General features: G+C 66.2%; 10 protein-coding genes. 5 read left to right on the top strand and 5 right to left on the bottom strand.

The window, feature by feature from the left end; translation table 11 throughout:
- Nucleotides 1-255 precede the first annotated feature (255 nt).
- On the top strand, nt 256-435 hold the full coding sequence (locus UAA55_RS27840) for a hypothetical protein (RefSeq protein ID WP_322956902.1): 180 nt from the start codon (nt 256-258) through the stop codon (nt 433-435).
- Nucleotides 436-464: 29 nt separating this feature from the next.
- Here UAA55_RS27840 and UAA55_RS27835 read toward each other — a convergent pair whose 3' ends face one another.
- Together UAA55_RS27835 and UAA55_RS27830 are read right to left on the bottom strand one after the other, a co-directional pair.
- A complete protein-coding gene (locus UAA55_RS27835) occupies nt 465-1220 on the bottom strand; it encodes a sulfite exporter TauE/SafE family protein (RefSeq protein WP_322956900.1) in 756 nt (251 codons plus the stop codon).
- A 65-nt stretch (nt 1221-1285) separates the two neighbouring features.
- On the bottom strand, nt 1286-2872 hold the full coding sequence (locus UAA55_RS27830; RefSeq protein WP_322956899.1) for a DUF2339 domain-containing protein: 1587 nt from the start codon (nt 2870-2872) through the stop codon (nt 1286-1288).
- A 490-nt stretch (nt 2873-3362) separates the two neighbouring features.
- On the opposite strand from UAA55_RS27830, the gene UAA55_RS27825 reads away from it, so the two are divergent.
- A complete protein-coding gene (locus UAA55_RS27825) occupies nt 3363-4673 on the top strand; it encodes a peptide MFS transporter (RefSeq protein ID WP_322956897.1) in 1311 nt (436 codons plus the stop codon).
- Nucleotides 4674-4920: 247 nt separating this feature from the next.
- Here UAA55_RS27825 and UAA55_RS27820 read toward each other — a convergent pair whose 3' ends face one another.
- The 3 genes from UAA55_RS27820 to UAA55_RS27810 all read right to left on the bottom strand — a co-directional run bounded on the left by UAA55_RS27820 (nt 4921) and on the right by UAA55_RS27810 (nt 8569).
- Nucleotides 4921-5619: a response regulator transcription factor gene (locus tag UAA55_RS27820; RefSeq protein WP_322956896.1), complete on the bottom strand. Its 699-nt coding sequence runs from the start codon at nt 5617-5619 to the stop codon at nt 4921-4923.
- A 167-nt stretch (nt 5620-5786) separates the two neighbouring features.
- On the bottom strand, nt 5787-6689 hold the full coding sequence (locus tag UAA55_RS27815) for a DUF1003 domain-containing protein (protein ID WP_322956895.1): 903 nt from the start codon (nt 6687-6689) through the stop codon (nt 5787-5789).
- A gap of 266 nt (nt 6690-6955) precedes the next feature.
- On the bottom strand, nt 6956-8569 hold the full coding sequence (locus UAA55_RS27810) for an OprO/OprP family phosphate-selective porin (RefSeq protein ID WP_322956893.1): 1614 nt from the start codon (nt 8567-8569) through the stop codon (nt 6956-6958).
- A 701-nt stretch (nt 8570-9270) separates the two neighbouring features.
- Between UAA55_RS27810 and pstS the strand changes: the two genes are divergently transcribed.
- The 3 genes from pstS (at nt 9271) to pstA (ending at nt 12362) form a co-directional block, all read left to right on the top strand.
- Nucleotides 9271-10323, top strand: a complete 1053-nt coding sequence (gene pstS / locus UAA55_RS27805; RefSeq protein ID WP_322956891.1) for a phosphate ABC transporter substrate-binding protein PstS — start codon at nt 9271-9273, stop codon at nt 10321-10323.
- A gap of 179 nt (nt 10324-10502) precedes the next feature.
- Nucleotides 10503-11474, top strand: coding sequence for a phosphate ABC transporter permease subunit PstC (pstC, locus tag UAA55_RS27800; protein WP_322957775.1), 972 nt, complete (start codon nt 10503-10505; stop codon nt 11472-11474).
- A 3-nt stretch (nt 11475-11477) separates the two neighbouring features.
- The gene (gene pstA, locus UAA55_RS27795; protein WP_322956890.1) at nt 11478-12362 is read left to right on the top strand and encodes a phosphate ABC transporter permease PstA; all 885 of its coding nucleotides are present in this window, start codon (nt 11478-11480) and stop codon (nt 12360-12362) included.
- Nucleotides 12363-12366: the final 4 nt, after the last annotated feature.

The raw sequence follows: 12366 nt of genomic DNA, 5'->3' as shown, positions 1-12366 counted from the left end.
AAGGTGGCATGGGCGCCGCGCTTGCGGCGTGCCGCATGGTGGGGGTGTGGTCCCGGGCCCATCACGGGAAGGGGGTTGTTCTCCCAGAGCCCCCCGGCAGGCGGCCGCGTTGGCCTTGGGGATTCAGTCTGGGCCCCCCATGGCGGCGCGGCCGTCATTTTTTCAGGGCATATGGTTTTTAAAGCGCAGGGTTGCGGCGGCCCGTCCGTATCAGCATTGCCGGAACCTTCTCCGGCATCGCCGGGGATGCCGCCCATGACCAGCCGTATTGCCAGCCTGACGCGTCGTCTGAACGACCGGGGCCGGGCTCTAGACCTGGCGGTGCTGGTGGCCGTCTGCGCCTTCCTGACCGTGGTGGTCCTGAGCGCCTCACCCGAGGCCACGACGGATGAGGCATCGGCCAGCGCTCCCGCCCAACTGGCGGCGGGCCATTAATCCAGCGCTTTTCCGGCGCCTGGGGCGCTTTACAAATAAATCTTCCCGAAGAAGTACAGCGTCATCGCCACCCCGGTGAAGATGACGAAGCGGCGGACGTACTCACCGGGCAACTGGCGGGCCACGGCGGCGCCCAGATAGCCGCCGGCGATGGCGGAGGCCATCATGACCAGGGCGGGGGCCCAGACCACGCGGCCGCTGACGGCGAAGGTCACCGTGGCGATGGCGTTCAGGCTGCCGCTCAGCAGGGTTTTCCAGGCGTTCATGGCGTGCATGTCGCGCAGGCCGAACAGGGTCATGGCCGCCATGGACAGGATGCCAACCCCGCCACCGTAATAGCCGCCGTAGATGGCGATGACGAACTGGCAGCACAACAGGGCGGTGGGTGTCAGGCGCACGCTGTCCTGCAGCAGGCCCGCCAGGCGGCGGCCGAAGGCGAAGACCAGGGTGGCCATCAGCAGCAGCCAGGGCACCAGGGCCACGAACACGCTTTCGGGCGTCCACAGCAGCAGCAGGGCGCCGGCCACGCTGCCCACCAGGCTGACGGCCACCATGGGCACCATGCCCACGCCCTGGATGGGCTGGAATTCCCGCCGGTAGGCGTAGACGCTGGCGAACGATCCGGGGAACAGGGCCACGGTGTTGGTGGCGTTGGCGGTCACCGGCGGCAGCCCGGCGAACACCAGGGCGGGGAAGCCCAGGAAACTGCCGCCGCCGGCGACGGCGTTCAGGATGCCGGCCACGAAGGCGGCGCCGATCAGCAAGGCCCAGGTCCAGGGATCCATCGGATGTCCGGTGCGGTTGGTGGCGGGCACCCCCGCGACCGCCGCCCCGTTCCCGGGCGGTTCCGTCAGGGGGCGGGGGCCGGCGGCACGTCGTGCAGCACGCGATAGAGCTGGAACCCCTTGCCCTCATGGACCAAGTCGGCCAGGCCCGTCAACTCCCGATGTCCGGCCTCGGTGTTCAGGACCATGACGTAGTCATAGTCCCGCTGCCAGTCCTGCCAGAAATACGTGCCGGAGGGCAGGGGATTGGTGACGGCCTTCACCATCTCGCCCGTGCTGGGCGGGTCGCCGTCCTCACGGTCCACACGCTCGGTATAGGCGGGCTTCACCGTCAGGATCTGCTTGCCAGCCACGCTGAAGGCGGTGCTGACCAGGCTCTGCCGGTCAATGATGGCCAGGCACGGCGCGTGGCTGAAGGCGGCGTTGAAGTTGACGTCGCCCGTGGGCACCGTCGCCTCCGCCACCAAGATGGTGGATCCGGGCTCCACCGCCGCCATGGCGGCGCGCATGTCCTTGTAGACCTGGCTCAACGGCAACCAGTCGCCGACCATGACGACGCTGCGGGCCACGATGATGGCCAGGATGGCGGCCAGGGCCGTCATGCGGCCCAGGCGGCTGCGGAATTCGAACCGCACGAAGCCCAGGCCCAGGAACAGCAGCGCCACCGGCAGCCGCTCATCGGCGTAGGCCGAGCCGAACAGGATGGTGGGCATGGCGACGTAGGTCACGGCGCCCGTGGCCAGCAGCATCCAGCCGGCGGTGTGCAGGTGCATGCGCCGGGTAGCCATCAGCGCGGCCACCACGACCAGGCCGGCCAAGCCCAGCGGCACTTCCCAGTTCTCATGGAAGGTGGTGACCAGGAAGCGCAGGCCCTCGCCCTTGCCCACCCAGCTCCACACCACCTGGTCGGCCAGGCCCATCGTCGGGCTGGCCGCCAGCAGCGGCAGGACCGCCAGGAAGGGCAGGCCCATCAGGCCCAGGTGGCGCAACGCCTGACGCCACGGCCGGCGCAGCAGGCCCGGCGCCTCCAGGCAGAAGATGGCCATGCCATAGAGGCCGACGGCGAACAGATGGCAGACGAACAGCACCAGCACCGTGGCGGTGGAGGCCGCCAGGCGTTGCAGGTGCGACCGGCGGCGCAGCGACAGGCGGATGGCCGTGCCCCACAGCGCCAGGCCGATGCCGAACAGGAAGTTGGTGAAGCCCAGCAGGAAGATGCCGTTGTACATGAAGGCCATGGCCAGCAGCGCGTTGGCGCCGCCGGGGCCATGGTCCGCCCGGTGCAGGGCGCGGTGCAGGGCCCAGGTGCCGGTGACGATGCTGACGATGATGGCGGCGATGAACAGCTTGCCGGCGATGAACACGCCCACGACCTTGACCATGGGCGGCGTCACCAGGTCCATGGCCAGGTTGGGAATGACCTGCCAGTCGATGGCATAGAAGCGCTGCAGCAGGGGTTCCTGCCCCAGGTGCGCGATGATGTCCATGCGGGCCAGGTGGTTGGCGTAGTCCGTCAGCGGCGGCACCAGCACGAAGAACAGGGGGGCCAGGACCACCGCCAAGGCGAGAAGGCCCAGCACCGTCGCCACGGGCAGGTCCAAGCTACGGTGGCGGGCATCGCTGCGCGCGTCGGCATCCAGGGCAACCATCATCCCTGCCAATTAACAGGGCGCTCCCGCAGCGCACAAGACAATCAAAAGGGGGGAAACCAGCGAAAGGGGAATACGGGATCCCCCGTTTATGCTGGCGCTACACTTTGCCTCAGCCCGCGCTGTCCTGGAACCGCGACGATGCCGCCCGGCATTGCTGCGACGACAAGGGCGGCGCGGGTTTGCCGGTGGTGCGGCGGTTTGACCGCTGCCGGTTAAATTTTTTGACGTGTTGTCGTTTTGTGATTCACGGCTTGTGTCGCGGACCCGATTCCCCTAACGAAGCGGGCTAACGACGGCGCCGGCCCCGGTACGGGGCATGGCGACCACGATGGACAACAGGCGGGCATATCCGGCGTGACGGCCTTGGGGGCCGACGGCGAGAGGGCGGAGCGGGCGTGAAGGGGCAGGCCGCATCCCGGCTCGGGATGGCGGCGTCGCGCCCCTTGCGCGGGGGCCGCGGGATAGGCGGCAATTTTCCAAGGATTTGGGCATGCAGGCACAGGTCACGGCACGCGTTCGGCATCCGGTGGGTTTTTGGTTCGTCTTCTGGGGTGAGTTGGCCGAGCGCGCCTGCTACTACGGCATGCGGACGCTGCTGGCGCTCTACATCACCTCGCAGCTGGGCTTCTCGGACAGCGACGCGGCCACCGTCATCCAGATTTTCATGGCGTCCTGCTACGCCCTGCCGCTCATCGGCGGCGTCATCGCCGACCGCTGGCTGGGCCGGTATCCCACCATCATCTTCTTCTCCTTCCCCTACATCTTCGGGCAGGTGGTGCTGGGCTTCGCCAGCAGCCCGTGGATGCTGTACGCCAGCCTGGCGATGCTGGCCATGGGTGCCGGCGCCATCAAACCCAACGTCAGCCCCATGATGGCCCGCATGTACCAGGAGCAGGGCAAGGAAGCCCTGATGGACAAGGCCTTCAGCTACTTCTACGTGGCCATCAACATTGGCGGCTTCGTCACCTCCTACGCGCTGCCCTGGGTGCGCGACAAGGCGGGCTACCAGGTGGCACTGATGCTGCCGGCGGCCCTGATGACGGTGGCCCTGGTGGTGTTCGCCGCCGGCAAGCGCTTCTACCCCCAGGAGAACGCCGCCGACCGCGCCGCAGCCCGCGCCAAGGCCGGACAACCCGCCGGCGGCATGACGCCGGAGGAACGTACGCGCCTGGTGCGCATGCTGCTGGGCTTCCCCATGATCCTGGTGTTCTGGATGGCCTATGACCAGACGGCCACGACCTGGGTGTTTTTCGCCCGCGACTACATCGACCTGAACCTGTGGCCTTTCGGCTTCGACCTGACACCGGACCAGCTGCAGGCGGTCAACCCGCTGATGATCATCCTGCTGACCCCCATCTTCAACGCCTTCTGGGGGTGGGTGGACCGCCGCCGGGGCACGCTGACCCCGGCGCGCACCAAGGTGTTCGTGGGCTTCGGCATCACGGCCCTGTCCATCGCCATCATGGCCCTGGCGGGCCTGCTGGCCACCAAGGACCATCCGGTCAGCATCTGGTTCATGCTGGTGTCCAACATCGTGCTGGGCTTCGGTGAGCTGTGCATCAGCATGATCGGCCTGCAGTGGGCCTACATGGAGGCGCCGGCCCGGATGAAATCGTCCATAACGGCCGTGTTCTATCTCACGGTCTTCGCCGGCGACATGGTTGGGGGCCTGTACGTCCAGCTCTATGACCGCCTGTCGCCCGTCGCCTATTTCGGCGGCCAGGTGGCGCTGCTGGCGCTGGCCGGGGCGGTCTTCTACGGCGTCGCCCTGCGGCGCCAGCGGGTGTTGGCCACGGCGTAAGCCGGTTCAGGCGACGCGAAAGAAAAGGCCGCCGTCCCCTGCCTGGGACAGCGGCCTTTTTCTTGGTCCCGCCGATTTGGGCCCGCTTGAAATCATGCGGGCTTCAGGGGGGCTGGCGATGCGCCCCAATAGTTTCCAGGCCCAATAGTTTCCAGGCCCAATAGTTTCCAGGCCCAATAGTTTCCAGGCCCAATAGTTTCCAGGCTCGGTCGATTCCCAAGGGTGTGTCGCCCCCGTCCGGTCCCTTTCAGGCCGCGCCCGCGGTGGGGGTCGCTTCGGTCAAACCGTTGTTCAGCGCCCAGATGGCGGCCTGGGTGCGGTTGTTGCAGTTGATCTTGCGCAGCAGGCTCTTCAGATGGACCTTCACCGTCGCCTCGGTGATGTGCAGGCCGTTGGCGATCACCTTGTTGCTCTCGCCCTTCACCAGGGCCCGCAGGATCTGCGTCTCCCGCATCGACAGGCCCTTGTGCGGGCTGCCGGCGCCGACGCCACCGGTATGGTTCTGCTGCGTCAGCAGCAGGGCCAGGTCGGACGGGAACACCTTCTCGCCCAACATGACCAGGTGCAGGGACTGGATCAGCGCGTTGGAGGACCGGTCCTTGGTCAGGTAACCGTCGATTCCAGCCTCCAGCGCCATGCGCAGGCGCGGCGCGTCGAAGCCGTTGGTCAGGTAGACCAGGCGGGCGTCGGGGAACAGGCTGTGCAGCTGGCTGGCCGCCGCCCGGAACTCCCCGGCGTCCGTCACGTCGAACAGAACCAGGGCGATGCCACGACCAGACGGCTTGGCGCCCGGTATATCATTTGGTGTGGGGGCGGAGAGTTCCGCCCGGGCCGCCTCGACATCGCGCGCTTCGGAAACCACGCGAAAATCCTGCGGCAACAGTTGCCTTAGGCCCTGACGGAACAGGGTACTCGGGTCTATCACCAGAACATCATGGGTGGCCATGATCCAAACCTCCGACGCAGATGCAACTAGATCGGAATGTTTAATATTGGCTCTTTTGGACCATTAGACAACCCTCACTTGTGTCCGGTCGCTTTAGCCCTTTCGCGTATCCAACCCGCCGTAGCTAGCCAGGAATAGCCGAAAACGGTTCAAAAGGGATAGCTGGATCAGCGGCGGTAGCGCTTTTCCTGCATAATCTCCAGTTGCAGCTGCTGGATCTCGGTGAGCCGCTTCCACTGACGCTGGATGAGATAATCAATTTTTTCGTGCAGGTGACGGATTTCGAGCTCAGCCTTGAGGTTGACTCGGTAGTCGTTCTCCGATCGCAGGCGATCCTTGGCCTCCTGCCGCTTCTGGCTCATCATGATGATGGGCGCCTGGATGGCGGCCAGGCAGGAGAGGATCAGGTTGAGCAGGATGAAGGGATAGGGATCGAAAGACTTAGCCCCTTGGAAGCCGCTGAAGGCCATCCAGATGATCAGGAAGCCCGCGAAGGTGAGGATGAAGGTCCAGCTGCCGCCGAAACTGGCCAGATGGTCCGACATGCGCTCGCCCAGGGTACGCTCCTCGGCGTAGCCTTCCTCGATATTCTCGGCCAGCGTTTCATGGGTGGCGATGCTTTCCGCCACCTGGCGGTCCAACTCCGTCAGTTCGCCTTTTTCCTGCTGCAGCAGTTCCTCCACGTAGAGCGAGCGATAGCGGGCGACGACGCCGCGGCTGACCAGGGCGTCGGGGGGAAGGCCGGGATGGTCGCGGCGGATGCGCACCGCCAAGCTGGGGCGCAGGGTGTCCAGGCTGATCAGGTCGCGCTTGGGGCGCAGCTTGCCCGTGACGCCGCAGGCCACGCGCTTGCCGCCGGCCGGCGCGGTGCCGTCCGACGGGGGGGCGCCGTCGAGGCCGGGCTCTTCCTCGGCGCCGTCGTCGTCGCCTTCGTCGCCCAGGTCGATGTCGGCCAGCTCCTCCGCCTCGGCCGCCAGTTCGGCGGCGATGGCGGCATCCTGCGCCTCGTCGCGCGCCGGCTGCGCCACGTCCTCATCCTGCGGGTTCATGCCGCCACGCCCCTCGTCCATCGCGCTCGTCCTCTCGATCCGGCGTCAAGCCTCAGGCCCTTTTGGCCCAGCATCCGCCGGGGCGCAACCTAATCGCTGACATGCGTTTCTATAACCGAACTATGACAATTTTCCGCGATCGCCATAGGGGAAGATGTGTTCCGTCCGGCGAAGCCCCCGTGGGCAAGTGTCGCAGCCAAAGAAAAACCCCGCCGGCGAACCGGCGGGGTTCCCTGGAACCAGGATGCCTTCCCCGAGGGGAAGCCAACCTTGGAACGTGAACTGGCTTAGAACGTGAACTGGACGCGGCCGCCCAGGGATTGCCAGTTGTCGCCCACCTGGGTGTTGTTGGTGGCGGACGAGTACTTCTTCAGGTCGATGAACTGATAGTCCAGCATGAAGCGGACGTTGCTGGTCATGTACCAGTTCAGGCCCAGGGTCCACACTTCCTGCTGGCCGCCGCGCACGCGGTTGGCGGTGTTGGTGGCCCAGGTGTCGGAGTTCAGGTTCAGGAAGCTGTAGCGCGCCACGGCTTCCCAGGTGCCCCACTGGCCGGCGCCGGGGTTCAGGGGCTTGTCCACCGTCGGGGCGCTGAAGGCGCCCTGGTTGGCGACGTAGTTGCGCTTCTGGCCGGTCAGGACCCAGCCGGCTTCGGCGTAGTAGCCGAAGAAGCTCGGGTCGTTGGTGGCCGTGGACAGGTCCTTACGGCGCTTCACGTCGATCTGGTAGCCTTCGCCCTGCGCCCAGAAGCTGTCGTAACGCACCGCGGCCTCGCCGCCGTAGATGGCGACGCTGTCGGCGTTGATGTTGCCGGTGTTCAGGATGGCGCCCAGGCCGCCGTAGCGGTTTTCCGGACGCTCGGACAGGGCCAGCACGTGCGAACCGGCGGCGTTCACGCCGTTGGTCTGCGGCGGGGCGTACATGTAGCCGACGTCGGCGCCGACATGGACGATGGTGTGCTCATCGTTGATCGGGCGGAACGCGGCGCGGGCGAAGGCGGCCTTCTGGTCGTCGGCCACGCCGGTCACGGCGCTGGAGGTGACGGAAGAGGTCGCGCCGCCGGTGCTGGTCAGCACGGTGGTGCTGCCGAACGGGCTGGTGTTGACGTTGGCGCCGGTCAGGTAGACGTCGGCGAAATAGTTGTCGCCAAAGGTGCGCACGCCGGCCGACAGGCGGCCTTCGCTGGCGATCAGGCCGGTCACGACGTTGTTGATGCCGGGGCGCTCGACCAGGCCGATGTCGTTGGAGCTGATGCTGTCTTCGAAGGTGAAGGCCGGCTGCATGGCGCCGACGTCGATCAGCCACCCCTTGTACCCGGTATAGGTCAACTGCGCGGTCTGCAGGCGGCCGGACTGGTTGAAGCGGCCGGGGAAGTCGGCCGTCACGTTGTAGGTGAAGTCGTTGAAGGCCTTGCCGGCGAAGCCGATGTAGGCGCGACGGAAGTTGAAGCCGTCGGTGGTGTCCTTGACCTGACGGTTGTCCGGGTTCTTGGCGTCCTGGAAGTTATAGCCGTAATCCAGGTGGATACGGCCGACGGGCTGGAAGCTGAACGCCTTGTCCGCGGACGTGAAGGTCGGCACGCCGTTGGGGAAGGTGATGCTGGGCAGGTTCGCCGTGGCGGCGGTGGCCGACGTGGCGGCCTTTTCGGCGGCGGCCTTGGACTCGGCGGCGGCCTTGTTGGCGGCGTCGGTCTGGGCCGAGATCGCCTGCAACTGGGCCTGCAGCGCCTGGATCTGCTTGTTCAGCGCGTCGATCTGCGCCTGGGTGGCCAGCGGAGTGGCGGCGGCGGCGGCAGTGGCGGAGGCGGCGTTCGACTTCTTATTTTCCGCAGCGGAGGCGCCGGCGGTGGCGAAAGCCACGCTCAGCACCGTGCCAGCGAGCAACACGGTCTTCAGGTTCATTCCTAGATTCTCCCATCATCCGGTCTACGGCATGCCGCCCAATCCCGGGGTTTCGGGGCCGACGTCACGCGTTTGGAGCGTTTGGGCTGCGGCCCTAACGAAGCGCTCGGTAGCAATATAGCATGACAGCGAGACTGCTAAAGGTTGACAGATTTATGAAAGGGGCTGGCTGTGGCGCCGCTGCAACAGTTTCGAGTCGGGTGTTTTAGCGGCCTTAAAGTAAGGCGGGGCAACAAATCCGGGACTACCGTAGTAGAGGCCGGAGGGGTGCCGGTGGCCCCCAAAAAGAGGTTTGGATGATCGATTGCATCTATAGTGTTGTGAATAGGGCGCACCCGGGAAGGTGCTTGCGACTATCGGCGACGGGCGGCGACAGGGCAGAAAAACCGTGCCGGTGCTGGTGGCGCGGAGACGCTTGAAAAGAACTTGAGAATCGCCCGTGTCCGGTGGCGCGCCCGTGCCGGCCGGGGGTGTTGCCGGTCCGCAAGGCGGTACGGGGCGTGAACGGGGCCTTGCCCTGCGACAAAACGCCCACAGTTTCATAAAACCGTAACATACTCGTCACCAAAGGTTCAGGACCCGGAATTTAGGGTCCGCCCGTCGAGACGGGATCAGGAAGCGGTCGCGGGGCATAGCCCTGGGCGAACCGGCCGGGGCCCCGAGACGGTCGACTAAGACGTTCCAACCCGTGGGGGAATCCCGTGAACTTTCAACCGAAGAACCTGCTGAAGGGCATGGTTGCCGCCGCGGCCGCGGTGATGATGGTGGGCGCCGCCCAGGCTGCCGACATCAGCGGCGCCGGCGCCACCTTCCCGTACCCCATCTACGCCAAATGGGCCGAGGCCTATAAGGCCAAGACCGGCGTGGGCCTGAACTACCAGTCCATCGGTTCCGGCGGCGGCATCAAGCAGATCAAGGCGAAGACCGTCACGTTCGGCGCCTCCGACATGCCCCTGAAGGCGGAAGAGCTGAAGGAAGCGGGCCTGCAGCAGTTCCCGATGATCATGGGCGGCGTCGTCCCCGTCATCAACGTGAAGGGCATCGCCCCCGGCCAGATCCAGCTGGACGGCCCGACCATCGCCAAGATCTACCTGGGCCAGATCGCCTCGTGGGACGACCCGGCCATCAAGGCGCTGAACCCCGGCCTGGCCCTGCCCAGCACCTCCATCGTTCCGGTGTACCGTTCCGACGGGTCGGGCACGAACTTCCTGTGGACCACCTACCTGTCCAAGGAAAGCAAGGAATTCGGTGATCGCGTCGGCGCCAACACCTCGGTGCAGTGGGCCGCCGGCCTGGGCGCCAAGGGCAACGAAGGCGTCGCCAACATGGTGAAGCTGACCGAAGGCGCCATCGGCTACGTCGAGTACGCCTACGCCAAGCAGAACAGCCTGACCTTCACCAAGCTGAAGAACAAGGACGGCAAGGTCGTCAGCCCGGAGATCAAGGCCTTCCAAGCCGCCGCCGCCGGTGCCGACTGGGCCAACGCCCCGGGCTTCTACCTGGTGCTGGTCGACCAGCCGGGCGCCGACAGCTGGCCGATCACCGGCGCCAGCTTCATCCTGGTCTACAGCCAGCCGCAGGATGGCGCCGCCGTCGCCGAGGCCCTGAAGTTCTTCGACTGGGCCTACAACAACGGCCAGGCCGCCGCCGAGCAGCTGGACTACGTCCCGATGCCGGCCGCCGTGGTCGCCCAGGTCCAGAAGTCGTGGGCCACGGTGAAGACCGCCGACGGCAAGCCCGTCTGGTCGAAGTAAAAGTCCTCGGGTAAAAGGAAGCGCCCCCGGGCTCCAGGTCCGGGGGACAAAGGTCGGGAGAGGGGTCGCCTACGGCTCCTCTCCCTCTTTGTCGGCTTCCTTGATAGACATCCGGGTTTATTAGGTCATCGCGTTCGGGTTATCGCAGGGCCTACGGCCGGAGGGGTGCTTTGGTGGACATGGCGGTAAAGGCATCGGACATCAGCGCGGAGAGTCCGCGGGCGCGCACGCAGCGCCGCAACGACCTTCTGTTTCGCGGCGCCACCCTGTTTTTCGCCCTCCTGGTGCTGACGCTCCTGGGCGGTGTCATCGTTTCGCTCATCCATGGCGCGCTGCCGGCCCTCAAGGCCTTCGGCTTCGGTTTCGTCACGACCGAGATCTGGAATCCGGTGACGGAGAAGTTCGGCGCGCTGGCCCCCATCTACGGTACGCTGGTCACCTCGGCCATCGCCATGCTGGTGGGCGTGCCCGTCAGTTTCGGCATCGCCATCTTCCTGACCGAACTGTGCCCCGCCTGGGCCAAGCGTCCCATCGGCATCGCGGTGGAACTGCTGGCCGGCATCCCCAGCATCATCTACGGCATCTGGGGCCTGTTCGTGTTCGCGCCCTTCCTGCAGCGGACCGTTCAGCCCTTCCTGATCCACACGCTGGGCACCGTCCCGGGCATCGGCACCTGGTTCAAGGGCCCGCCCTACGGCATCGGCGTGCTGACGGCCGGCCTGATCCTGGCCATCATGATCCTGCCCTTCATCACCTCCATCACCCGCGACGTGTTCGAGACCATGCCCGCCATGCTGCGCGAAAGCGCCTATGGCCTGGGCGCCACGACGTGGGAAGTGGTGCGCGACATCACCATCCCCTACACCCGCGTGGGCCTGGTCGGCGGCGTCATGCTGGGCCTGGGCCGCGCGTTGGGTGAGACCATGGCGGTGACCTTCGTCATCGGCAACTCGCACCGCATCGCCTCCTCGCTGCTGGCGCCGGGCACCACCATCTCGGCCGCCATCGCCAACGAGTTCACCGAGGCGGTGGGCGACACCTACACCTCGTCCCTGATCGCGCTGGGCTTGGTCCTTTTCATCATCACCTTCATCGTGCTGTCGCTGGCCAAGCTGATGCTGGTGCGCATGAACCGCAAGGCGGGGACCTGACCCATGGCCGTCACCGATACCCCTCCCGGCACCAACTTCGCGATGGGCCGCTACAGGCGCCGCAAGGCCGGCAACGCCATCACCATGGGCCTGGCCGTGGGCGCCGCCGTCTTCGGCCTGCTATGGCTGGTCTGGATCCTGGCGGTCCTGCTGATCAACGGCGTCAGCGCCATCAACCTGGGCCTGTTCACCCAGATGACGCCACCGCCGGGCAGCACGGGCGGCCTGCTGAACGCCATCTTCGGCAGCATCGTCATGACGGTGCTGGGCATGGCGATCGGCACGCCCATCGGCATCATGGCCGGCACCTACATGGCCGAATACGGCAAGGGCACGAAGCTGGCCGAGGTGACGCGTTTCATCAACGACATCCTGCTGTCGGCGCCCTCCATCATCGTCGGCCTGTTCATCTACACCATCGTCGTGGTCCCCATGGGCCACTTTTCCGCCTGGGCTGGCTCCATCTCGCTGGCCGTGCTGGTCATCCCGGTGGTGGTGCGCACGACCGAGGACATGCTGAACCTGGTCCCCGGTTCGCTGCGCGAGGCCGCCGCCGCCCTGGGCGCGCCGCGCTGGAAGGTCATCGTCCAGGTGACCTACCGCGCCGCCCGCAGCGGCATCATGACCGGCATCCTGCTGGCCGTGGCCCGTATCAGCGGCGAAACGGCGCCCTTGCTGTTCACCGCCCTGAACAACCAGTTCTGGAGCGTGAACATGAACGCTCCCATGGCGAACCTGCCGGTCACCATCTTCCAGTTCGCGCTCAGCCCGTATGAGGACTGGCAGCGCCTGGCGTGGGGCGGCTCGCTCATCATCACGGTCGCCATCCTCGCGCTCAACATCGGCGCCCGCATGCTCGCTTCCATCGGCACCAAGAAAGGCCAGTGATCCC

It is taken from the genome of Nitrospirillum guanabarense (assembly GCF_034653355.1).
GTDB lineage: Bacteria > Pseudomonadota > Alphaproteobacteria > Azospirillales > Azospirillaceae > Nitrospirillum.
The sequence above is the reverse complement of the archived record's forward strand: the minus strand, read 5'-3'. Positions and strand labels throughout refer to the sequence as shown.

Bases quoted from the DNA above. Each gene is read 5' to 3' on its own strand.
- pstC (WP_322957775.1), top strand. From the start codon at position 10,503: ATGGCGGTAAAGGCATCGGACATCAGCGCGGAGAGTCCGCGGGCGCGC.
- UAA55_RS27835 (WP_322956900.1), bottom strand. From the start codon at position 1,220: ATGGATCCCTGGACCTGGGCCTTGCTGATCGGCGCCGCCTTCGTGGCC.
- UAA55_RS27810 (WP_322956893.1), bottom strand. From the start codon at position 8,569: ATGAACCTGAAGACCGTGTTGCTCGCTGGCACGGTGCTGAGCGTGGCT.
- UAA55_RS27815 (WP_322956895.1), bottom strand. From the start codon at position 6,689: ATGGACGAGGGGCGTGGCGGCATGAACCCGCAGGATGAGGACGTGGCG.
- UAA55_RS27840 (WP_322956902.1), top strand. From the start codon at position 256: ATGACCAGCCGTATTGCCAGCCTGACGCGTCGTCTGAACGACCGGGGC.
- UAA55_RS27825 (WP_322956897.1), top strand. From the start codon at position 3,363: ATGCAGGCACAGGTCACGGCACGCGTTCGGCATCCGGTGGGTTTTTGG.
- UAA55_RS27820 (WP_322956896.1), bottom strand. From the start codon at position 5,619: ATGGCCACCCATGATGTTCTGGTGATAGACCCGAGTACCCTGTTCCGT.
- UAA55_RS27830 (WP_322956899.1), bottom strand. From the start codon at position 2,872: ATGATGGTTGCCCTGGATGCCGACGCGCGCAGCGATGCCCGCCACCGT.
- pstA (WP_322956890.1), top strand. From the start codon at position 11,478: ATGGCCGTCACCGATACCCCTCCCGGCACCAACTTCGCGATGGGCCGC.